The 24,231-nt window shown below is 75.9% G+C and carries 6 protein-coding genes; all 6 read right to left on the reverse strand.

Going from position 1 to position 24,231, the window contains the following annotated elements; translation table 11 throughout:
* Nucleotides 1–10: 10 nt before the first annotated feature.
* From ABZW14_RS23140 to ABZW14_RS23165, 6 genes are read right to left on the reverse strand one after another with little or no spacing between them, the layout of a single operon-like run.
* Nucleotides 11–1,183, reverse strand: a complete 1,173-nt coding sequence (locus tag ABZW14_RS23140; protein ID WP_355350069.1) for an aminotransferase class I/II-fold pyridoxal phosphate-dependent enzyme — start codon at nucleotides 1,181–1,183, stop codon at nucleotides 11–13.
* Nucleotides 1,180–6,465 (reverse strand): amino acid adenylation domain-containing protein, encoded by a 5,286-nt coding sequence (locus tag ABZW14_RS23145; protein WP_355350072.1) that lies wholly within the window; start codon nucleotides 6,463–6,465, stop codon nucleotides 1,180–1,182. Before ABZW14_RS23145 ends, ABZW14_RS23140 begins: the two co-directional genes overlap by 4 nt.
* Nucleotides 6,462–7,478, reverse strand: a complete 1,017-nt coding sequence (locus tag ABZW14_RS23150) for a TauD/TfdA family dioxygenase (RefSeq protein ID WP_355350075.1) — start codon at nucleotides 7,476–7,478, stop codon at nucleotides 6,462–6,464. The genes ABZW14_RS23145 and ABZW14_RS23150 overlap by 4 nt, the downstream gene beginning before the upstream one ends.
* Nucleotides 7,475–8,542 carry a TauD/TfdA family dioxygenase gene (locus tag ABZW14_RS23155; RefSeq protein WP_355350078.1) on the reverse strand — a complete coding sequence of 356 codons (1,068 nt, stop codon included), beginning with the start codon at nucleotides 8,540–8,542 and terminating at the stop codon, nucleotides 7,475–7,477. Before ABZW14_RS23155 ends, ABZW14_RS23150 begins: the two co-directional genes overlap by 4 nt.
* A gap of 3 nt (nucleotides 8,543–8,545) precedes the next feature.
* Nucleotides 8,546–11,731: an amino acid adenylation domain-containing protein gene (locus ABZW14_RS23160; RefSeq protein WP_355350081.1), complete on the reverse strand. Its 3,186-nt coding sequence runs from the start codon at nucleotides 11,729–11,731 to the stop codon at nucleotides 8,546–8,548.
* Nucleotides 11,728–23,757, reverse strand: a complete 12,030-nt coding sequence (locus ABZW14_RS23165; RefSeq protein ID WP_355350084.1) for an amino acid adenylation domain-containing protein — start codon at nucleotides 23,755–23,757, stop codon at nucleotides 11,728–11,730. The genes ABZW14_RS23160 and ABZW14_RS23165 overlap by 4 nt, the downstream gene beginning before the upstream one ends.
* Nucleotides 23,758–24,231 lie beyond the last annotated feature (474 nt).

The following is a 24,231-nucleotide window of genomic DNA, read 5'->3' on the forward strand; positions in this document are numbered from 1 at the left end:
ACGCCCGGCGTCAGGTCGGCACCGTGCCCAGCGCGGCCAGGAAGTCGTCCACCAGGTCGGCGGTGTCCTCGATGCCGGTGGACACCCGGACCAGCCCCTCTCCGATCCCGGTGGCGGCCAGCCGGCCGGCGTCCACGATCCCCGCCCACATCGACCGGGGATGCACCACCAGCGTGCTGACGCTGCCGAGGCTGGCCGCGCGTTTCGCCAGCCCCAGCCCGGCCAGAAGGGCGGCGGCCCCCGCCCGGCCCGCCGCCAGGTCGACGCCGAGCACCCCGCCGAAACCGGTCATCTGCCGGCACGCCAGATCGTGCTGGGGATGCGACGGCAGCCCCGGGTAGCGGACCCGGGCGACCGCCGGGTGCCCCTCCAGGGCCCGGGCCAGGGCGAGGGCGTTGGCGTTGTGCCGCTGCACCCGCAGTGGCAGGGTCCGGATGCCGCGCAGCAGCAGCCAGGCGTCCACCGGGCCCAGCGTGCTGCCGGTGACGATCGCCGTCCGCCACACCCGCTCGACCAGCCCGGCGGCGCCGACGACGACGCCGGCCGACACGTCGGAGTGACCGCCGAGGAACTTGGTGCCGCTGTGCCAGACCAGGTCCGCCCCGGCGCCGATCGGCCGCTGGTTGACCGGCGTGGCGAAGGTGTTGTCGACCACGACCAGCGCGCCCGCCGCGTGGGCCGACGCGACCACGGCCGCCAGGTCGGTCAGCTCCAGCAGCGGGTTGCTCGGCGTCTCCACCAGCACCAGGCGGGTCTCCGGGCGCAGCGCCCGCTCGAACGCCCCGCTGTCGGCCTGGTCGACCTGGGTGCAGGACACCCCGAAGCGGGGCAGCAGGCCGGTGGCCAGCGAGGTGGTGCCGCCGTACGTGCTGCGCTGCACCACCACGTGGTCGCCGGCGGAGAGCAGGGCCAGGGCGATCGTGCTGATCGCGCCCATGCCGGAGGCGGTGACCAGGCCGGTCTCCGCCCCCTCCAGCTCGGCGACCACGGCGGCCACCTGGGCATGGTTGGGATTGCCGTAGCGGGTGTAGAAGGCGCTGCCCCGGGCCTCGGTGGCGATCTCGGTGAACCGCTCGTCGGACTCGGCGCTGAAGGTGGCGCTCTGCACGATCGGCGGCGCTACCGCCCCGCCGGGGACCAGGCCGTCGTCGCCGTGCACGGCGGCCGTGCTGAAACCGGTCACGAGCGCGCCACCCGGTCCACCAGCGCGCCATAGCTGCCCAGCGCCGTGAACTCGGGCAGCGTGAGGTCGCTGCCGTGCCGCTGCCGCAGCACGGTGACCAGCCGCAGGGCGCGCAGCGAGTCCCCGCCCGCGGCCAGGAAGTCGGTGGCCGGGTCGCGCGGCGCGGCACCGAGCACCTCCTGCCAGGCCCCCGCCACCCGGGCGGCCCACTCGTCGCGTTCGTCGCCGGCCGCCGGCCCGGCGGGGGCGACGGGCGGCAGGGGCGCGGCCGGGTCGGCGGCCAGCAGCCGCCGGAAGCCGTCGGCCAGGGCGTCCACCCGCTCCGCCGGGACGTGCCGGTGGTCGTACTGGACGGTGAGAGCCAGCCGCCCGGTTCCGGCGTCCAGTTCGGCGTCCACGGCGAGGCTGAACGCCACGTCGACGGTGACGCCGCGGCTGTCCACGATGCGGCTGCCGCCGTCGGCGGGGCCGTGCGGGAAGTGGGTCCAGTTGAAGAAGTGGTCGAAGAGGGGGCCGGCCCCGCCGGCGCGGACGATCTCGGCGAGCGGGAAGCGGTGGTGCCCCATCAGCTCCCGCTCGGCCCGCCACACCTCGGCGGCCAGCTCGGCCGGGGACCGGGTGCCCAGCGCCACGCGCACCGGCAGGGTGTTGAGGAACAACCCCAGGGTGGCGTCGCTGCCCTCGCCCTCCGGCCGGCCGCCGACGACCAGGCCGCTGACCACGTCGTCCCGGCCGGCCAGCTCGCCGATGAGCCGCAGGTGGGCGGCGAGCAGCCAGGACTTCACCGGGACACCGGCGGCCCGCGCCGCGTCGCCGACGAGCTCGGTGGTGCCCGCCTTCAGCGGCACCCGCTGGGTGGTGGTGGTCCGCGGCTGCGCCCCGCCGAGCAGCAGCGGCCGGGCCGCGCCCGCCCCGTCCAGCCAGAACCGGCGGGTGGCCGGGTCGGCCAGGGCACGCCGTTCGGCCGCCACGTACTCGCGGAACGGCAGGCCCGTCCCGGCCGGGCGGGCCTCGCCGGCTCGTTCGCCGTCGTACGCGGCGAGCAGGTCGGTGAGGAACCGGTGCAGGCTCCAGCCGTCGAGGATGCCGTGGTACTCGGCCACGAGCAGCGTGAACGCGTCGGCGTCCTCCCGCAGGGCGTGCAGCCGCAGCAGCGGCGGGCGGTCCCAGTCGAAGGGGCGTACCCGCTCCTCGGCGACGAGGTCGTCGATCCGCGCGCGGCGGGCCTGCGGGTCGGCGCCGGACAGGTCGGTCACCGGCACCTCGACCGGCACCTCCGCGTGCACGAGCTGCAACGGCTCGGAGTACGTGCCCAGCGCGAAGCCGGTGCGCAGCACCGGATGGGCGGCCACCAGCCCGGCCAGCGCGCGGCGCAGCGCCGCCGCGTCCAGCGGCGCGGCGATCCGGTGCGCGGTGACGTTGTGGTACATGGCCGGGTCGCCGGTCAGCTCGCCGTGGTAGACCATGCCCTGCTGGAGCGCGGTCATCGGGTACGCGTCGGCGAGCCCGTCGGGCAGCCGCTCCCGGTCGGCGGCCGACACCAGGGCGAACCGCCCGGTCTCCGCCGCGCCGGGCCCGGTCTCGACACCGTCGACGGTGAGCTTCCCGTGCTCGACCAGCTCCCGGATCGTCTGGTGGGTGAAGATGTCGTTGAGCTGGAAGGACAGTCCCCGCTTCTGCGCCGCCACCTGCATCTGGATGCTGCGGATCGAGTCGCCGCCCAGGGCGAAGAAGCTGTCCGTCACCCCGAAGTCCGCCACGCCGAGCACTTCGCGCCACGCCTCGACCAGGATCTCCTCGGCCCGGTTGGCGGGGGAGACACCCGCACCGGCGCCGGGCCGGCCCAGGCGCGGCGCGGGCAGCGCGGCCCGGTCGAGCTTGCCGTTGCGGGTCAGCGGCAGCTCGTCGAGCAGCACCACCGCGGCCGGGAGCAGGTGGGCGGGGAGCCGGTCGGCCAGCCAGCCGGACAGCCGCTCGGGCAGCGGGCCGGCCGCCGGTGCGGCCGCGGTGACCACGGCCGGACGCGGGTCGGCCGCGTACCCGGGGCGCACGGCGTGCAGCGTGTGCCGGTCGGTGCCGGCCAGCAGGTCGTCCTGCCGGGTGACCACGGTGAAGCCGCGCGCCTCGAAGAGGGCGGTCAGCTCGGCGAGCCGGCCCGCGGTGTCGGCGCCGGGCGCGTCGTGCACCTCCATGGCGACCTGCGCGATCAGCGGCCAGTGCCGGTCCTCCAGCCCGGCCAGCACGTCCGCCTCGGCCCGCTGCACGTCGATCTTCAGCAGGTCGACCCGCTCCGGGGCGAGCTCGTCCAGGACCGCCGAGAGCGGCCGCACCGGCACGGTGAGCCGCTGGCCCGCGAAGCGCTCGGCGAGCAGCTCGTCGACCCGCCCGAGCAGGACGTCCCGCTCGTCCGCGCCCGCGTCCCGCTCGTTGGTCAGGAACCGCTTGATCACCGCGACCTCGGCGTCCGGGTCGGCGTACGCGGCGTGGCCGGACATCATCGAGTAGCCGGGGTAGTAGGTGAAGGACACCTCCCCGGCGGCCCGGGACAGCCCGAACCCGTGCACGGTGGCCGGCACGCCGAACTCGGCGACGTTGCGGCGCAGCACGTCGACCACGGACGGCACCGGCTCGAACGCGTGGATCGTCGCGTCCGGACAGACCGCGTGGACGAAGAGCGAGAACATGCCGATGTTCGCGCCCACGTCGAGCACGGTGGCCCCCGGCCGCAGCACGATGCCGTCGCGCAGGTAGACCTGCTGGACGAAGATCTCGTCGTACAGGTAGCGGGTCTCGTGCGGGTTGACCCCCGCGATCCGGTCGACGTCGACGGTCGTGGCCGGCCGCTCGCCGGGCCGGACGTAGGCGACGAGCCGGTCGCCGTACCCGTCGTCGTCGCGGGCGAGCACGGCGGCGTCGGCGACCTCGGGGTGCCCGCGCAGGACGGCGGCCACCTCGCCCGGCTCCACCCGGAACCCGTGGATCTTCACCTGGTCGTCGAGTCGGCCCAGGTAGCGCAGCCGCCGGTCGGTGTCGAAGCGGACCCGGTCGCCGGTCCGGTAGACCCGCGCGGTGCCACCGGACGGCAGGGCCACCTCGACGAAGCGCCGTGCCGTGGTCTCCGGGTCGCCCAGGTAGCCGTCGGCGAGCTGCGGGCCGCTGACGCACAGTTCCCCGGCCACGCCCGGCGGCACCGGCCGCAGCCGCTCGTCGAGCACCCAGACCCCGACGCCGGGCAGCGGCCGGCCGATGGTCGGGGCGTCCCCGGCGCGGATCTCCGCGGCGCTGGTGTCCACCGTGCACTCGGTGGGTCCGTACAGGTTGACGGCGCGCACGCCGGGCAGCGCGGCCACCGTCTCCCACAGGTCCGGCGCGACGGCCTCGCCGCCGAGCAGCAGCAGGCCGGGCAGCCGGGTGTCCCCGGCGCCCGCGAGCAGGATGCGCAGCTGGGCGGGGGTCAGGTCGAGCACGTCGACGCCGTTGTCGGCCAGCGCGGCGGCGAGGGCCGCCCCGTCCCGGCGGACCTCCTCGGGCACCAGGTAGAGGCCCCGCCCCTGGCCGAGCTGCACGAGCTGCTTGATCGAGGCGTCGAAGGTGAGCGGCGCGTTCACGGCCACCCGCAGGCCGGGGCGGCTGCCCGCGTACACGGTCTGTTCCAGCGCGCCGGCCAGGTGCGCGGCGGCGCCGTGCGACACCCGCACCGGGCGGGGCGTGCCGGTGGAGCCGGAGGTGAAGATGACGTAGGCGGGGTCGGCCGGCGCCGGCGCCGCGGCGGGCGGCGGGTCGCCGGCCGCGACCAGGTCCGCGACCGTCACGGTCGCCGGGCTCCCGGCGCCGATCACGACCTCCGCGCCGACCGCCCGGAGCTGGGCGGCGAGGCGCGGGGCCGGGGCGGCCGGGTCCAGCGGCACGAACACCGCCCCGGCCCGCAGCACGCCGAGGAACGCCACGACGGTCTCCCGGGACCGGGTGGCCAGCACCCCGACCGGGGCGCCGGCCAGGCCGCGCGCCGCGAGGGCGCCGGCCACCCGGGCGGCCCGTTCGCGCAGCTCACCAGCGGTGTACGCGCCGTCGGCGGCGACCACCGCCGGGGCACCGGCGGCCATCCCGGCGAGGCCCGCGTCGAGCAGGTCCACGAGGGTACGCCCGGACGCCTCGGACGGTGTCCCGGCGGCGTCGGCCAGCCAGCGGGCCTCCCCGTCGCCGAGCACGGCGATCGGGGTGGCGTCGGTGAGCGCGGTGGGCAGGGTGCGAAGCACGGCCAGCAGCGAGTCGAGCAGCCACTGCCCGCCGACCACCCGCAGGGTGACCCGGTCGCCGTCGGCCAGCGCGGTGAGCTGCGGGCCGCCGGCCGGCGCCGGGTCGGCGACCGTCACCGTGGCGGCACCGAGACCGGCCACGGTGGACGCGTCCACGGCGGGCAGCAGCGCGAAGCCGGCAACGGCACCGGACTGCTCGTCCACCGGGTCGACCAGGTGGAACCTCTCGTCGGCAGCGACCTCGGCGGCGCGGACGCCCGCCAGCAGGTCGGCGGGGGCGTCCGGCAGCGGCAGGGCCAGCCGGAGTGGGCCGTAGCCGCCCAGCGGGCCCACCACCTCGGCGGTGCCGTCGGCCTGCCGGCCGTCGCTCCACCGGGCCAGCACCAGGTCCGCCTCGTCGGCCCCGTCCGGCGCCTCGGCGCGGCGGGACACGGCGAGGACCCAGGCGGCGAGCAGCACGGTGCCCGGCTCGACGCCCGCGGCCCGGGCGACGTCGGCCAGCGCGGCGGCGGGCACCGTCGCGGTGGCGACCGCGCTCGGGTCGTCGCCGTGCGGGGTGACCAGCCGGGCGGCCGGCGCGGCCGGTCCCGCGGCCGGGGCCTGCTCGCGCTCCTCCAGCTGCCACTCGGCGACGTCGAGGAACTGCAACGCCTCCGGGTCCTCCGGCAGCGTCTCGCCCGCGTAGGCCCGGGCCAGGTCGGCGAGGATCAGCCGCAGGCTGGCCGGGTCAGCGATCAGCGGGGTGGCGGCCAGTTCCAGCGCGTCGTCGGTCAGCGTGACCGACAGGTCGCCCTGCGCCCCGACCGTCACGGCGCGGGCGTCGTCCACGTCCTGCAACGGCACTCGCAGCCCGGGGTGGTGCACCAGGGTCAGCCGCAGCGCCTCGTGCCGGGCCACCACCGTGTCGACGGCGGCCTGCAACCGGGCCCGGTCCAACGGCCGGTCGAGCCGGACGCGCGCCCGGACCAGGTCCTGCTTCCCGGCCCAGGCCAGGCGCTGGATCGGCGACAGACGGTATCCGTTCACAACACACTCCGGTTGACGTAGAGGTCGGACATGGCGACCAGGATCTGCCGGTCGCCGCTGAAGGGTTCCCGGCCGTGGGTGGCCAGGAAGTTGTCCACCACCAGCACGTCGCCGCGCTGCCAGGGCACGGAGACGGCGTGCTGCCGGTACAGCTCGCGGATGCCGGTGACCACCTCGTCGGGGATCGCCTCGCCGTCGCCGTAGTAGGCGTTGCGGGGCAGCCCGTCCGGGCCGTACTCGCGCAGCAGCGCGGCGGACACCTCGGCCGGCATGTTGGAGACGTGGAACAGGTGGGCGTGGTTGAACCAGACGGTCTCCCCGGTACGCGGGTGCGTGGCGACCGCCTGCCGCCGGGCCCGCGTCCGCAGCCCGTCCCCGCCCAGCCAGGTGAACTCGGTCGCCGAGGCCGCGCAGTACGCCTCCACCTCCGCCCGGTCGGTGGTCTGGAACGCCTCCTGCCAGGGCAGGTCCAGGTGCGGACCGTAGTTGCGCACGTAGCTGACACCGTCGCGGAGGAACCGCTCCCGCACGTCGGCCGGTATCAGCGGCGTGATGACCCGTTCGCTGGCCAGCGGGGTGGCCCCGCCGCTGCCGGTGGCCGGCTGCGCGCACCAGAAGTAGAGGAGGGTGGGCCAGTTGTGCGAGTACGACATCTCGTGGTGCAGCGGGATCCACTGCTCGGCGTTGAACTCGGTGGAGGTGAAGACGCGGTCGGCGACCTCGCGCCGGGGGGCGGCCCGCTCCAGGTAGCCGAGCAGGTCCGGGCTGACCGCCCGGGCGGCCACGCTGAAGTCGTCGGCGGTGCGCACGTCGAAGCCGCGGAAGAACACCGCGCCGTGGCGGTCCAGGTCGGCCAGCAGTTCCTCGTGACGACCGGCGAGCCAGGCGGCCAGGTCGAGGTCGGGCACGGCGGCCTCGACGAGCAGCACGAACTCCTCGTCGACGAGCACCCGCCGGGTCACCGGCGCGGTGGCGGTGCCGGTGGAGCGCCGCCGCGGCCCCGGCCCGCTCATGCCTGGCCTCCCGCCGGGACGGTGTCCGCACGCAGCGCCTCGGTCAGCTCGGGCGCGGCGACCGGGTCGGACATCGCGGTGAGGATCCGCCGGGGCGGGGTGAACGGCTCCCGCGCGTGCGCGGCCAGCATGTTCTCCACCAGCAGCACGTCGCCGCGCTGCCAGGCGAAGGAGCGGGTCTCCGCCGCGTACGCGGCCCGCAGCTCGGCCAGCACGTCGTCGGGGATGGGCGTGCCGTCGCCGTACGCGGTCTGGTAGGGCAGGTCCTCCTCGCTGAGGGCGGCGCGCAGGCCGGCGCTGACGTCGTCGGGCAGCGAGGTGACGTGGAAGAACAGCGCGTGGTTGAACCAGGTCCGCTCCCCGGTGACCGGGTGGCGGCGTACCGCCGGGCGGACCTGCCGGGTGCGCAGCTGCCGGTCGCCGACCCACTCCACGTCGATCAGCGCCCGGGCGCAGTACGCCTCGACGTCCTCGCGCCGCTCGGTCTGGAACGCGGTCTGCCAGGACAGGCTGATGCCGGGCAGGTAGTTGCGCCGGTAGAGCACGCCGCGCCGCTCGAATGCGGCGACCGTCTCCGGGCGGAGCCGGGCCAGCACGCGGCGGCTGTCCGCGAGAGGGGTGCGCCCGCCGGCGCCCGGCTCGACCTCGCAGTGGAAGACGATGCGCAGCGGCCAGTTCACCGTGTACGACTGCTCGTTGTGCAGCACGATCGGCTGGTCGGCCGGGTGCTCGGTGGAGGTGTACACGCCCTCGGTGACCTGGCTGCGCGGTGAGGAGCGTTCGCCGTAGGAGAGCACGTCGCCGGAGAGGGCGGTCATCACGGTGCGGAAGTCGTCGGCGCCGGCCACGGCGAAGCCGCGGAACAGCACCGCCCCGGCGCGCCGGGCCAGCTCGTCGACCTCGTCGCGGTGGCCGGCCAGCCAGCCGGGCAGGTCGACGTCGGGCACGTTGGCCCGCACCAGCGCCGGCAGCGGCCCGCCGGGCCAGTCGGGGCGGACGTCCACCAGGTTCCGCTCGCGGCCGCGCCGGGGGATGGTCCGCGCGACCCGGTTCTGCTCAGTCATCTCTCACTCTCCAGCGGTGTCGACGCAGTCGGCGAGACTGCGCCGGGGGTCGGCGGCGGCGGTCCGCAGCACCGCGCCGAACCGGCGGTGCCACGCGACCACGCCGTCGTGGTCGAACAGGTCGGTGCGGTAGGTCCAGAGCGCCGCCAGCCCGTCCCGCCGCTCGTCGAGCCACAGGGTGAGGTCGAGCCGGGCGGTGTCCGGGGTGAGTTCCACACCGGTGAACTCGACCCCGGCGGCGCCGTGGTGCCGGGCCGGCGGGGCGTTCTGCACCCCGAAGGCGACCTGGACGAGCGGGTTGCGCCGCGGCCGGCGGGTGGGCCGCAGCCGTTCCACCAGCAGGTCGAAGGGGACGTCCTGGTGGGCGGCGGCGAACAGGGTGACCCGGCGGGCCTCGGCCAGCAGGTCGGCGAAGCCGCGGTCGGGCGTGGGCCGCAGCCGCAGCGGCAGCGTGTTGACGTGGCAGCCGACGCTCTGCTCGGCGGCGACGCTGGTGCGGCCGGCGAAGGCGACGCCGACGAGCAGCTCGCGCCGGCCGGTGGCGGCGCCGAGCAGCGTGGCGAACGCGGCCAGCCCGACCATGTGCAGGCTGGCCCGCCCCGCCCGGGCCAGCTCGCGGGCGGCCCGGGCGGTGCCGGCGTCCACGGTGGTCCGCAGCGCGGCGCCGCCGGGCCGACCGTCGCCGGATCGGGCGGCGGGGGACGGCGGGTGCGGAGTGGCCGGAGCGGTCCAGCCGCGCCGGGGTGGGGCGGCGGGCAGGTCGAGCAGGTCGGGGGCGTCGCGCAGCTCGTCCAGCACCTCGGCCACCGCCCGCCGCCCCGCCGGCCCGGCGAGCCAGTCCCGCTGGGCCAGGGCGAACGCCGCCGGGCCGACCACGGGCCGCTCGGGCGCCGCCCCCGGCTCGCCCTCGGCGTCGTACGCCCGGGCCAGGTCCCGCACGAGCACGCCGAACGACCAGTCGTCGCAGACGATGTGATGGACGACCAGCAGCAGCGCCAGCGCCCGGCCGGCGCCGTCCGGCACCAGCCGGGCCCGGAGCAGCGGACCGGCGGCCAGGTCCATGGGCGTCCGGGTGGCCTCGGCGGCGAGCCGGTGGAGCCGGGCGTCGAGCGGCGTGCCCGGATCGGCCGGCGCCACGGTCGGCGCGGCGTCGCCGGCGGGGCGGACGTGCTGCACCGGCCCGTCCGGGCCGGAGGGGAAGACCGTGCGCAGCGCCGGATGCCGGTCCACCACCCGGCCCAGCGCCCGGGCCAGCCGGTCCGGGTCCAGCGGCGTGTCGAACCGGACCGCGAAGGCCAGCAGGTAGGAGGTGTCGGCCGGGTCGAGGCGGTGCAGGAACCACAGCCGGGTCTGCGCGGCGGCGAGCGGCGCGGGACCGGCCGGCGCCGGGCCGACCGGCTCGGCGACCGGCTCCGGGACGGCGGCCAGCCCGTCGAGGTGGGTGGCCAGCGCGGCCACGGTCGGGTGGGCGAAGAGGTCGCCCGGTCGCACCGGCCGGCCGGTGGCGGCGGCCAGCCGGGTGGCGCAGCGGACCGCGAGCAGCGAGTCCCCGCCGAGGGCGAGGAAGTCGCCGTCGGCGCCGGTCACCGGCACCCCGAGCAGCTCACGCCACACCGCGGCCACCGTGCCGGCCGTGCCGTCGAGGTCGGCGGGTGCGCGGCCGTCGTCGCCGAGGGTGGGCGCGGGCAGGGCCGAGCGGTCCACCTTGCCGTTGGGCAGGGTCGGCAGCCGGTCCAGCCAGACCACGGCCGCGGGGACCAGCGGGGCGGGCAGCGCCTCGGCCAGCCGGGCGCGGACGTCGTCGCGCCGCTCGCCCACCAGGTAGCCGACCAGCAAGGGGTCCCCGCTCGGCCCGGGCCGCACGGCGGCGGTCGCCTCGCGTACGCCGGGCAGCGCGGCGAGGCGCGCCGCCACCTCGCCCAGCTCGATCCGGTAGCCCCGCAGCTTCACCTGGTCGTCGAGCCGGCCCAGGTACGCGAGCTGCCCGTCCGGCCGCAGCCGGACCCGGTCGCCAGTGCGGTACATCCGCTCGCCGGGCCGGAACGGGTCGGGCAGGAACCGGGCACGGGTCTCCTCCGGCCGGTCGAGATACCCCCGGGCCAGCCCCGCCCCGGCCAGGTGCAGCTCGCCCGGCTCGCCGGGCGGGACCGGCTGCCCGGCCGGGTCGAGGACGTAGGCGCGGGTCTGCGGCAGGGGCCGGCCGATCGGCGGGTCCCCGCTGTCCGGTGGCACCTCCGCCCAGGTGGAGTAGGTGGTGTCCTCCGACGGGCCGTAGAGGTTGAGCAGCCGGCGGACGTGCGGGCGGGACCAGACCCGGGCGGCCAGCGCGGCGGTCAGCGGCTCGCCGGCCAGGCAGACGGTACGCACGCTCGCCGGCAGGGCCGACGCGGTGAGCAGTTCTCCCATGGCCGACGGCACGGTGTTGACCAGGGTGACCGGCAGCGCCTCCGCGCCGGGGGCGGCGAGCGCCAGCACGTCGTCGACCAGCAGCACCCGGCCGCCCCAGCACAGCGGGCCGAAGATCTCGAAGACCGACAGGTCAAAGCAGACCGAGGTGGCGGCGAGCAGGCCGCCCAGTTCGGTGTCGTCGAAGGTCTGCCGCACCCAGTGCATGAGCACCGACGCCGACCGGTGCTCGATGGCCACGCCCTTGGGCCGCCCGGTGGAGCCCGAGGTGTAGATGACGTACGCCAGATCCGTCGGCGTGGCCGGCACGGCCGGATCGGTCGCGTCCCCGGCCGGGTCGAGCCGGTCGACCGCGACCGCCGTGCCGGGGAACCGGCCGGCCAGGTCGGCGCGGGTCAGCACCAGCCGGACCCCGGAGTCGGCGGTCATGAAGGCCACCCGGGCCGGCGGGTACGCCGGGTCCAGCGGGACGTAGGCGGCGCCGGCCCGGAGCACGGCGAGCAGGGCGACCACCAGCTCGGGAGTCCGCGGCAGGCAGACGCCCACCCGGTCCGCCCGGGTCACCCCGCGCCGCAGCAGCAGCCGGGCCAGCCGGTTCGCCGCCTCGTCCAGCTCCCGGTAGGTCAGCGCCCGGTCGCCGTGCCGGACCGCCTCGGCGTCCGGGGTGCGGGCGGCCTGCGCGGCCACCATCCGATGCAGGCAGTCCACGGGGGCCGGGCCGTCGTTCGCGCGCCGGCCGGTGCTCCGGCGCGTCGGGCCGGTGGGTCGGGTGGGGGCGCTCACCGGGAAGACCCTCCACTCCGGAGCAGCGCGAGCCGCCGGTCGGCCTCCTCCTGGAGCCGGTCCTTGTCGGCCAGGATGATCGTGCCGGGGTCGTTGTCGGGCAGTTCGTCCTCCACGTCCCGGATCGGCCGGTAGGCGATGCCCGCGGCGGCCAGGGCCAGCGCGCACAGGCCGGCCACGATCGCCGCGAGGGCCATGCCGCGTCCCGGTCCGGTGCCGACGACGCCGGCCAGCACCCCGCCGGGGGCGGCCAGCGGGGCGAAGACGTGCTCGGCGAGCGGGCCGGCGCTGAGGAAACCGGCCGGCACCATGAGCCAGGACAGCATCTGCCCCATGGACAGCACCCGGCCCTGGAGTTCGAGCCCGACCTTGGCCTGCACGATGGCGAGCCAGTGGGTGTTCACGAGCGCGGTGGCCAGGCCCATGCCGAACAGGCCGAGCGCGGGAAACAGCGGGCTGGGGTGCAGGCCGACGGTGAGCAGCGAGACGCCCAGCAGCAGGACGCTGGCCAGGATGCCCGTGGTACGCCGGGCCGTGCCGCCCCACACGCCCATGAGCACCGAGCCGACGAGCATGCCCACGCCGCTGGCGGCGAGCACCCGGCCGAGCACCGCCGGATCGCCGAAGGACAGGGTCAGCGGGGTGACCAGCACCTCGACCATGGCGAAGAAGTAGTTCAGCGACGCGACCAGTACCACCAGCGCGACCAGGCCGTGCCGGCGGACGATGAACCGCCAGCCGCCGAGGACCTCCCGCCGGAACGGTTCCTCCCGCTTGACGAAGAGGGTGTCCGGGAAGCGGACCGACAGGGTGACGAGCACCGCGACGGCGAAGGTGAGCAGGTCGATGACGACGATCCCGCGCAGCCCGACCGCGATCACCAGCGCGCCGCCGACCAGCGGCGCCAGTACGGTGCTGGTGGCCGTGCCGAGAGAGACGATGCCGTTGGCCCGCCCGTAGTACCGCTTCGGCACCAGTTGCGTGACGGCCGCCAGGTAGGCGGGTTGCTGGAAGGCGGTGGCCACCGCCGTGACGGTGATCGCCGTGAACACCTGCCAGAGCTGGAGCTGACCGAGCCACAGCAGCAGTGCGAGGCTCACCGTGCCGGTGGCGGCCAGGCTGTCCGCGAGGATCATGATGCGTCTTCGGTCCCACCGGTCGGCGAGCGCGCCGGCGACGGGGGAGAGGACCACGGCGGGCAGCAGCGCCAGCACGGTGGCCGTGGCGAACAGCGACACCGATCCGGTCCGCTGGTAGACCCAGAGGCTCATGCCGAAACCGGTGAGCCCGCTGCCGATGAGCGAGACGAGCTGCCCGATCGCGATGAGGTAGAACACCGCGAGGCTCGGCATGGCGCGCCGCGGGGCCGCCGGCTGCTCGCGCGGCGGCACGGGCTCGGACGCGGGCGTGGGCTCGGGCTCGGCCGCCCGCTCCGCGGGGGGCGCGGCGCAGTGCGCCAGGATGATGTCCGCCAGTTCGGCGGGCTGGTGCTTGGCGAAGTAGTGGCCGGCGCCCTCGATGACCTCCAGCGACACCCGGTCGGCGAAGAACTCCCACTCCAGGTACCGCTCCTGGTACAGCTCCGTGGCGCGGTCGCCGCTGCCCACGACGCTGACCAGCGGCGCCGACAGCTTCCGGGGCAGGCCCTCGGCGTAGACGGCGGTGTAGTAGTCCTCGCCCTTCGCCGAGTCGGACAGGACCACGCGCATCACGAAGTCCTTCTCGTTCTCGTCGAAGACCTCGGTGAAGAAGCCCATGGCGCGCAGCGACTCCAGCGTGCGCCGTTTCGACGTCCAGCGCTCCACCGGGAACCACCGTCGCAGCCAGCCGAACACCCGGCCGGGCAGCCGCGGGGCGGGGAAGTGGGCGCCGATGACCACGCCGGTCACGTCGACGCCGGCCGCCTCCAGCCGGCGGGCCAGCTCGACCGCCTCCGCGCCGCCCACGCAGTGCCCGTACACCGCCACCGGGCCGGTGATCTTCTCGACCACCTCGGCGACGCAGCCGTCGACCAGCTCGTCCAGGTCGAGCAGGGGCTCGTCCGGGCGGTTCACGTCGTGGCCGGGGCGCTCCAGGGCGTACAGCGAGACACCGGGCGGGAGGGCGTCGGCGAGGGGCTGGAACGTGATGGCGCTGCCGCCGCCGAACGGTACGCAGACCAGCGTGAGCGTCGTCGGAGTGCCTGGCCGGGCCGGGGTCAGCTCGTGCAGCAGGCGCCCGACGGAACCCCCGGTCGCGGCCAGGTGCTCGGTCAGCCCCCGGATCGTCGGGTGGCGGAACAGGTCGAGGACGCTGATCGCCGGCTCGCTGCCGGCCAGGGCCTTGATGGCCTTGAAGGAGTCGCCGCCGAGGTCGAAGAAGTCGTCGTCGATGCCGACGCTGTCGTACCCGAGCACCGTCGCCCACCGCTCGGCGAGAGCCCTGCGCAGCGGGGTGTCCGGCGGGGTGGCGCCGACGGCGGCGCCGCCACGGCGGGGCGCGGGCAGGGCCGACCGGTCGACCTTGCGGTTGGCGTTGAGCGGCATCCGGTCGAGCACCACGAACGCCGACGGCACCATGTAGTCCGGCAGGAAGGTGCGGGCGAAGGCCCGCCACGGCGCCGGGTCGGCGTCGAAGTCCGCGGTGACCTCCGCCCCGTCCGGGTCGGCGTCGCCGCCAGGCCCGGTCAGCGTCAGGTAGGCCACGATCGACTTCTCGCCGCCGTCCTCGCGGACCACGACGGCGGCATCACGGATCGACTCGTGGCGGCGTAGCACCGCCTCGATCTCACCGAGTTCGATGCGGAAACCGCGCACCTTGACCTGCGAGTCGCCGCGGCCGACGAACTCGATGCGGCCGTCGGCCAGGCGCCGGCCGAGGTCGCCGGTGCGGTAGAGCCGGCCGCCGCCGTCCGGGTCCGGCACGAACCGCTGCGCGGTCAGCGCCGCGTCGCCGTGGTAGTCGCGGGCCAGCCCGGCGCCGCCCAGGTACAGCTCACCCAGCACACCCACCGGAGTGGGGGAGAGCCGCGCGTCGAGCACGTGCACCCGCATGTTGCCGATCGGGCGGCCGATGGTGAGCCGGGTGAAGCCCGGCTCGATCCGGTCCATGCTGCACCAGACGGCCGCCTCGGTCGGGCCGTAGAGGTTCCACAGCGCGTCCACCCGCTCGGCCAGTTGCCGGGCCAGCGGCGCGGACACCGCCTCGCCGCCGCACACGGCGGTCAGGCCGGGCGCGCCGGTCCAGCCGGCCTCGATGAGCAGCCGCCAGGTCGCCGGGGTGCCCTGGGCCAGGGTGACCCCCTCCGCGGCCAGCAGCTCGGCCAGCCGGGGCGCGTCGTAGGCGACGTCGCGGCCCACCAGCAGCATCCGGGCACCGACCACCAGGGGCAGGAACAGCTCCGGCACCGACATGTCGAAGGCGAAGCTCGCCATCGCGAGCATGGTGCCGTCGCCGGTCAGGCCCGGCCGCTCGCGCATGGTGGCGAGGGTGTTCACCACCGCGCCGTGGCTCACCCGAACCCCCTTGGGGCGGCCCGTCGAGCCGGACGTGTAGATGACGTACGCGAGGTCGTCCGGGCCGGCCGACACCACGGGGTCGGTCGCCGGCTCGGCGTCCACCGCCGCACCGCCGCACACCACCTCGCCCGCGAAACCGGCGAACCGGTCGGCCAGGCCCTCCTCGGTGACCAGCACCCGGGCGTCGCTGTGCGCCAGCACGTACCGCTGCCGCTCGGCCGGGTAGTCGGGATCCACCGGCACGTACGCGCCGCCGGCCTTGAGCACGCCGAGCAGGGTGACCGGAAGCTCCTCCGAGCGGTGCAGGCAGACGGCCACCGTGACGTCCGGGCCGACGCCGGACCGGCGGAGCCGGTGCGCGAGCCGGTTGGCCCGGGCGTTCAGCTCGGCGTAGCTGAGCGTGGTCGCCCCGAAGGTCACGGCGGGCCGGTCGGGCCGCGTCGCGACCTGGTGGGCGATGAGGTCGACCAGGGTCGGCCGGCCCGGCACCGGCCAGCCCGGCTCGGTGGCGGTGTCGTTCCAGCCGGAGAACCGGTCCCGCTCGGCGGCGGTGAGCACGGCCAGGTCCGCCAGCCGGACGCCGGGGTCGGCGACAGCCGCGGCCAGCAGCGTCTCCAGGTGCCCCATCATCCGCTCGGCGGTCCCGGCGTCGAACAGCGCGGTGTTGTACTCCAGCCGGAACCGCAGCCCCTCGTCCACCTCGTACGCGTACAGCGCCAGGTCCTGCTGGGCGATGCCCGGCTCGACGGCGAACGGGACCATCCGCAGCCCGGCCGTGCCCAGCTCCCGCTGCTCGGGCACGTTGAGCAGGTTGAACATCACCTGGAACAGCGGGTTCCGGCTGAGGTCGCGGGGCGCGTCGACCAGGTCCACGAGCCGCTCGAACGGCACCTCCTGGTGGTCGTACGCCCCCAGCGCCGTGCGCCGCACCTCGCCGAGCAACTCCGCGAAGGTCCAGTCGCCGTCGAGCACGGTGCGCAGCGGCAGCATGTTGACGAAGAAGCCGACCATCGGTTCGAGTTCGGCGCGGACCCGCCCGGCGACCGGCGTGCCGACGCAGATGTCGCGCTGGCCGGTGTAGCGCCAGAGCAGGGCCTTCAGCGCCGCCAGCACGGTCATGGCCAGGGTGGCGCCCCGGGCCTGGCTGAACCGGCGCAGCTCGTCGGCGGTCTGCGGGGGCAGGAGCCGGGTGCTGACCGCGCCGTCGAAGGTCTGCACCGGCGGCCGGGGCCGGTCGGTGGGCACCTCCAGCACGCTCGCCACCCCGTCGAGCTGCCGGCGCCACCAGCGCAGGTCGTCGTTGTCCGGGTCGGCCAGCCGGCCGCGCTGCCAGCGCGCGTAGTCGCCGTACTGGACGGTCAGGTCGGGCAGCGGCGCGGGACGGCCCGCGCGGGCGGCGTCGTAGAGCGTGGCGAGTTCGCCGGCGATGATGCCGAGCGACCACCCGTCGGAGACGTTGTGGTGCATGGTCAGCGAGAGCACGTGCCGGTCCTCGTCGACCCGGAGCAGCACGGCCCGGAACAGCGGCCCGCAGGCCAGGTCGAACGGGTGCCGGACGTCGGCGGCCAGCGCCGCGTGGACCCACCCGGGCAGCGCGTCGGCGACCGCCGGCTCCACGATGCTCCGCGCTGCCGCCGCCTCGTCCGCGTCGTCCGGCGCGGTCAGCACCGGCAGGTCGACCGGGCCGGCCGGGCGGACCTCCTGGACCGGGTCGCCGTCGGGGCCGAGCGGGAACACGGTACGCAGCGACTCGTGCCGCCGGACCAGCTCGGCCAGCGCGCCGCGCAGCGCCTCGACGTCGAGGTCGCCGTCCAGCAGCAGCGCGGTGCTGACCGCGTACGCGTTCTGCGCGTACGCCTGGTCGAGGAACCAGAGCCGGTGCTGGCCGGAGGAGAGCGGCGCCGGTCCGTCGCCGGGATCGGCGCGGGGGATGGTCGGCTCCACGGGCGCGGCGGGGGCCGGCTCGACCACGGCGGGTGCGGCGGGTGCGGCGACGGTCGCCGGCAGCGCCGCCGCGATCCCGGCGACCGTCGGCTGCGCGAAGACCGTCTCCAGCGGCAGCGCCACGCCGAGCCGGGCCCGCAGCCGCACCACGACCTGGGTGGCGAGCAGCGAGTGCCCGCCGAGTTCGAAGAAGTTGTCGTGCGCGCCGATCGGCCGGATGCCGAGCAGTTCGGCCCAGATCTCCGCCACGCTCTCCTGCGCGGGGGTGCTCGGGGCGACGTACGCGGTGCTCAGGGCCGGCCGGTTGCCGGCGTCGACCGGCTCGGGGGCGGCCGGCGCGTCCGGTGCGGCGGGCGCGGGGACGGTCGCCGCGCCGGAGCGCGGAGCGGCGTCCACCCAGTACCGGTGCCGCTCGAACGGGTAGCCCGGCAGGGCCGGCCGGCGGCGCCCGCCGCCGTGGAACCGGGTCCAGTCGACCGGTGCGCCGGCCAGCCACAGCCGGCCGACCGCGTCGAGCAGCGTGGCGAGGTCGTCGGCGTCGCCACGTGGATGCCGCATGGCCGCGACGGCCTGGGCCGGGCGCAGGCCGGCCAGCCGGGCCAGGCCGCCGAGGGCGTGCCCGGGGCCCAGCTCGGCGAGGACCACATCCTGTTCGGCCAGGAGCGCCGCCGACTCGGCGAACCGCACCGGCTCGCGCATGTGCCGCACCCAGTACGCCGGGTCGGTGACCTGCCCAGGGGTGACCGGGCTACCGGTCAGGTTGCTGAGGTAGGGGCGCTCGGGCTCGTGGAAGGTGACCCGGCCGGCGTGCTCCGCGAACTCGTCGAGGACCGGGTCGAGCAGGGCGGAGTGGTAGCCGCGGGCGACCCGCAGCGGCCGGCAGTCGACGCCGTCGCCGGTCATCCGCTCCCGCAGCGCCCCGATCGCCTCGGGGTCGCCGGAGAGCACGCACAGCGCCGGGGCGTTGACGGCGGCCAGCGACACCCGGTCGTCCAGCAGCGCGGCCACCGCGGTCTCGGGCAGGCCGACGGCGAGCATCGCCCCGGCGGGCGTCCGCTCGACCAGCGCCCCGCGGGCGCAGACCAGGCGCAGCGCGTCGGCCAGGGAGAAGACGCCGGCCAGGGCGGCGGCGACGTACTCGCCGAGGCTGTGCCCCACCATGAGGTCCGGGGTCACGCTGCGCTCGAGCAGCGACCGGGCGAGCGCGTACCCGGTGACGAAGAGCGCGGGCTGGACCAGCCGGGGCTGCGCGAGCAGCCGCTCGGCCCCGGCGTGACCGTCCGGCGCCGGGCAGAGCACCGCGCGCAGGTCCAGTCCCAGGTCGTCGCGGACCAGCTCGGCGCACTCGTCCACCACGGACCGGTAGGTCGGCTCGGCCCGGTACAGGCCGGCGCCCATCGCCACGTGCTGCGCGCCGTGGCCGGGAAAGGCGAACACGAGCGGCCGCCGGCCGCCGGGGTGCACGCCGGTGAACTGACGCAGCGGCGCGTCGAGGGCGGCGAGCGCGTCGGCCCGGTCCGCCGCGACGAGGAAGCGCCGGTGGGGCATCGACTGGCGGCGGCCCAGGCCGGCCGCGACGTCGGCGAGGTCCACCTCGGGCCGCCCGTCGAGCCATTCGCGGAGCTGGTGGGTCTGCCGCTCCAGCGACTCCGGCGTACGGGCCGACACGACCAGCAGGTGCGGCCCCGCGGCCGGCTCGGCCGGCGGTCGCACCGGTGTGGCCGGCGGCTCCTCCAGCACCACGTGGGCGTTGGTGCCGCCCATGCCGAACGAGCTGACCCCGGCCCGCAGCGGGCCGTCGGCGGTCCACGGGCGGGCGCTGTCGTTGAGGTAGAACGGGCTGCCCGCGAAGTCGATCGCCGGGTTGGGCTCGCTCACGTTGATCGCCGGCGGCAGCGTACGGCTGTGCAGCGCCAGGACCGTCTTGATGAGACCGGCCACCCCGGCGGCGGCGTCGGTGTGCCCGATGTTGGCCTTGACCGAGCCGAGGGCGCAGAAGCCGCGGTCTTCCGTGCCACGCCGGAACGCCTCGGTCAGCGCGGCCACCTCGATCGGGTCGCCGAGGCTGGTGCCCGTCCCGTGGGCCTCGACGTAGCTCACCGAGCGGGGATCCACGCCGGCCGTGGCCAGCGCGCTGCTGATCACCTCGACCTGGCCCGCGACGCCCGGCGCCGTGTAGCCGGTGCGGCGTGCCCCGTCGTTGTTGATCGCGGAACCGCGGATCACCGCGTAGACGGTGTCGCCGTGCGCGACCGCGTCCTCCAGCCGCTTCAGCGCGACGATGCCGACCCCGCTGGACTCGATGCTGCCGCGCGCGTCCGCGCTGAACGGGCGGCAGTGCCCGTCGGGGGAGTAGATCCCGCCGTCGTGGTAGAGGTAGCCGCGGCGCTGCGCCGGGAAGATGCTGACCCCGCCGGCCAGGACCAGGTCGGACTCGCCGGTCAGCAGGCTCTGCCGGCCGAGGTGCACGGCCACCAGCGAGGTCGAGCAGGCGGTGGCCACGGTGACCGCCGGGCCGGTGAGGTCGAGCTTGTAGGCGACCCGGCTGAGCAGGAAGTCCTTGTCGTTGCTGATCGAGAGCTGGTGCTCGCCGATGGTGCCGGCCAGCTCCGGGTGGCCGCTCAGGTGGTCGAGCAGGTAGGAGCTGCGGCCCGACCCGGCGAAGAGGCCGACCCGGCCGGGCCGGCGGGCCGGGTCGTGGCCGGCGTGCTCCAGCGCGTGCCAGGCGCACTCCAGCAGCAGCCGGTGCTGCGGGTCCAGGGTCTGCGCCTCGCGGGGCGTGATCCCGAAGAAGGCCGCGTCGAACTCGTCGATCCCCGGCAGCCAGGTGCCGGCCCGGACGTACGCCGGGTCGGCGAGCCGGTCGGGGTCCGCCCCGGCGGCGAGCATCTCCTCGACACTGAACTCCTCGACCGACTCGACCCCGGTACGGATGTTGTGCCAGTACTCGTCGACGGTGCGCGCGCCGGGGAAGCGGCAGGCCATGCCGACGACGGCGATCAGGCCGCCCGGCTGACCGGTGTCGGTGTGCGTGCCGGCGCGGGGCCGGGCGATCGGGGCCGGCGCGGCGGCCGGCGCGGGCGCACCGGTGGTGGCGGTGGTGAGGAACGTGGCCAGGGACTCGACCGTGGGGTGCCGGAACAGGTCGGTGACCGTGACGACGTCGCCGAGCCGGTCGCGCAGCCGTTCGAGGACGGCCAGCAGCCGCATCGAGTGGCCGCCGAGGTCGAAGAAGGTGTCGCGCACGCCGACCTGGTCGACGCCGAGCACGTCGCGCCACACCTCGACGACCAGCCGCTCCAGGCGGACCCGGGCCGCGTCCCACCCGACCGGGCCGGGCGCGGGCAACACCGGCGGTGCGGGGGCCGCCGGCTCGGGCGCGGGTGCGGACCGCTGCCGGGGCAGGTCCGCCGTGCGGCCGGGCGCGGGCAGCGCGGCGGTGTCCACCTTGCCGTTTCCGGTCAGCGGCAAGGCGTCGAGCCGGACGAAGGCCGCGGGCACCAGATAGGACGGCAGGTCGGCGGCGAGCGCGGCGCGCAGGTCCGCGACGTCGATCTCCGCACCGCCCGCGACGTACGCGACGAGCCGCGGGTCGTCGGGATCGTCCCGCCGCAGTTGCACCGTCACGTCCAGCTCCGGCCGGCAGCGGCGGACGGCCGCCTCGATCTCGCCGCACTCCACCCGGTAGCCGCGCAGCTTGACCTGGCGGTCGGTGCGGCCGAGGTACTCGAGGTGCCCGTCGGGACGCAGGCGGACGAGGTCGCCGGTGCGGTAGAGCCGCGCGCCGGGAACGGCGGAGAACGGGTCCGGGACGAACCGCTCGGCCGTCAACCGCGGCTGGTTCAGGTAGCCGCGCGCCACGCCGGCCCCGCCGACGTACAGCTCGCCGACCACGCCCGCCGGGACCGGGTTCCGCCACGGGTCCAGCACGTAAAGTTGGGTGTTGGCGATCGGCCGGCCGATCGGGACGGAGCCGTCCTCGGGTGAGGCGGGGTCGACCTCGTACGCGGCGCAGCCCACCACGGTCTCGGTCGGCCCGTACTCGTTGACCAGCGCGGTGCCGGGCGCGTGGGCCCGCCACGGTGCCACCTGGTCGGCGCGCAGGTTCTCACCGCCGATCACGAAACACCGGGTGCGGCCGGCCAGCTCGGCGGGACGCAGCTGGTGGCGGACCAGGTCGAGCTGGGCCGGGGTGATCTTGACGAGCCCGAACGGGGTCCGCTGCTCGCGTAGCGCCTCGCCCAGCGCCTCGGGGCCGAGGTGCTCGCCGATCATCCGCACGGTGGCCCCGCTGACCAGCGGGACCAGCAGGCTCGTCACGGTCAGGTCGAACCCGATCGACGAGTGCAGCGGAACGACGTCGCCGGGACGCAGCCGGTAGGCCTGGGCCGCCCAGCGCACGTAGTTGCACGCGCCGCGGTGGGTGACCATGACGCCCTTGGGGCGCCCGGTGGAGCCGGAGGTGTGGATGACGTAGGCCAGGTCGTCCGCCGACGGCTGCCGGGGGCGGCGGGCGCGCCGCCGCGGCCCGCGACCGGGAGCCGGTTCGGTGGCCGGGACCGGCGTGTCGGGGCCCGGCACCAGCAGCGCCGTGCCGTCGGGCGCCAGGTGGGCCAGCTCGGCGCAGGTGAGCACGACCGGGGCGGCGGCGTCCGCGATCAGGTAGCGCAGCCGGGCCGGCGGGTTGGCCGGATCCATGGGTACGTAGGCCGCGCCGGTCCGCAGCACGGCGAGGACCGCCACCGCGAACGGGACCGCGCGGGGCAGGAGCACCCCCACCAGGCTGCCGATGCCGACGCCCCGCCCGCGCAGCGTCTCCGCCAGCGCCTCGGCACGGTGGTGAAGTTCCTGGTAGCTCAGCGCGGCGTCGCCGTCGGTGACCGCCACGGCGGCCGGGGTCTCCCGGGCCTGCCGCTCGATCAGCAGGTGGACCAGGTCGTCGGGCTCGGCGGGGGTGGCGGTGCGGTTCCACTCGCCGACGAGCTGCCGGTGTTCGTCGGGGGTGAGCAGCGCGGCCGAGCCGACCGGCGCGCCCGGGTCGGCGAGCAGGGACCGCAGCAGCGTCTGGAAGTGCCCGGCGAGGCGGGCCATGGCGTCGGCGTCGAACAGGTCGGTGCGGTACTCCAGTGCCGTGCGCAGGCCGTCGGCGTTCTCCCGGACCGAGACGGTGAGATCGAACTTGGCGGTGTCGATCGGCACCTCGACCGGGGTGACCTCCAGCTCGTCCAGGCGCGGGGGCGTCGCCTCGCGGCCGTAGACGAACATCACCTGGAACAGCGGGGTGAAGCCGGGCCGGCGGGGCGGACGCAGCGCCTCCAGCACCGCCCCGAAGGGAAGCTCCTCCCGGCTCAGGCCCTCCAGAGCGGCGGTGCGCACCCGGCCGAGCAGCGTCTCGAACGACGGGTTGTCATCGAGGCGCGCCCGGACGGCGACGGTGTTCAGCAGCAGCCCGACGAGCCGCTGCGTGTCGGGCCGCCGCCGGTTGGCGACGGGCGTGCCCACCACGATGTCGCGCTGCCCGGTCCACCGCGCCAGCAGCACGTGCAGTGCGGCCAGCAGGACCATGTACGGGGAGGCGCCCATCCGCCGGCACAGCGCCGCGAGCGCGTCGGCGTCGACGTCCAGCGGCTCCGACAGGGTGGCCCCCGCGCTGGACGGCACGGCGGGGCGCGGCCCACGGGTGGGCAGCTCCAGCACGGCCGGCGCGTCCGTGAACTCCGTGCGCCAGTGGTCGAGCTGGGCGGCCGCCTCCGGGCCGGCGAGCCAGTCCCGCTGCCGGACCGCGTGATCGCGGAGGTCGGCGTCGACGGGGTCGAGGTGCGCGGGCCGCCCCGCCCGGTGCGCGGCGTAGAGCCGTTCCCACTCGTCGTGGAGGAGCCCGAGCGACCACTCGTCGACCGCGACGTGGTGGAAGGTCAGCAGGAGGACGTGCTCCTCCGGCGCGGAGCGCAGCAGCAGGGCGCGCACCACGGGGCCGCGTTCCAGGTCCATCGGGGTGTGCGCCTCGGCGTGCATCCGGGCCTGCAACTCCTGGTCACGCTGCCAGGTGGGCAGCCCGCTCAGGTCGTGCACCCGCAGGAGCCCCGGGCGCGCCTCGTGGACCACCTGGACCAGGCGCACCGCCGCGTCGTCTCCCGGCGCTCCGGCCGGGCCGTCCGCGGCGAGGGTGGTGCGCAGGGCGGCGTGCCGGGCGACCAGTTCGTCGAGGGTCGCCGAGAGGGCCGCCACGTCCAGCGGGCCGTGCAGCCGGTACGCCAGCGGCACCAGGTAGGTGGTCGTTCCCGGGTCGAGGCGGCTCAGCTGCCACATCTGACGTTGGGCGGCGGACGCCGGAGCAGGGGCCTCGTCCGCCAGAAAATTGCCGGCGCCGACCCTTGTGATCAGTGTTTTCATAAGACAGGTGCAGATCCCTCGATAGGAATTTCCTGTCCACATCATGGCATCGGTGATCTTCAGCGGGATCCCCGGATCGGACGGCCGTCGATGCGTTCGGCCGACGGCCTCGCACGTTCGTCCATATTTTCGGCGGCGGTAACCTAGGCGACTGCGGACGCCGGCCAAGCCTCGCCCTTCCAGCGGCTCCATACCGCTCTGCACCAGCGGTTCTGCCCTTCGCGGGCGGGCGCGGGCGGTGCTGTCACCCGCCCTGTCGCGGCCCGCGGGCGCCACTGTTGGTAATCCGACTCCGGGCCGTGGATGTCCCGTCGGCGCATTTTGGTCGGATGCACGAGGCGATGACCTCTCTATGTGGCTGTGCCACTCCTGTGTCCTCTTGCGACAGTGCCCGAAGTGGTGAGTGCGGCGACTGGCGGTGTTTCGGATAACCGGCTCCCAATGAGCAATTCCGGCAGTTCGGAGGGGAATTGTGCGTGGCGCACCCGCCGGACCGATCCGCCGATCGGACGAGCCGGACCCCGGTGAGCAGGGCCACGCCAACCGATCGGGGGAGTGGTGCTGGATCCCACGGTGGTGGCGCCCGCCGGTGCGGCCGGAATTGAGGCCGTGTGGAGGAATCCGGGTGCGGCGCGGTACCGCGGGAAGACCGTGGCTTCTACGGTG

The organism is Micromonospora sp. NPDC004551, assembly GCF_040609975.1.
In the GTDB taxonomy this organism is placed as follows: domain Bacteria; phylum Actinomycetota; class Actinomycetes; order Mycobacteriales; family Micromonosporaceae; genus Micromonospora.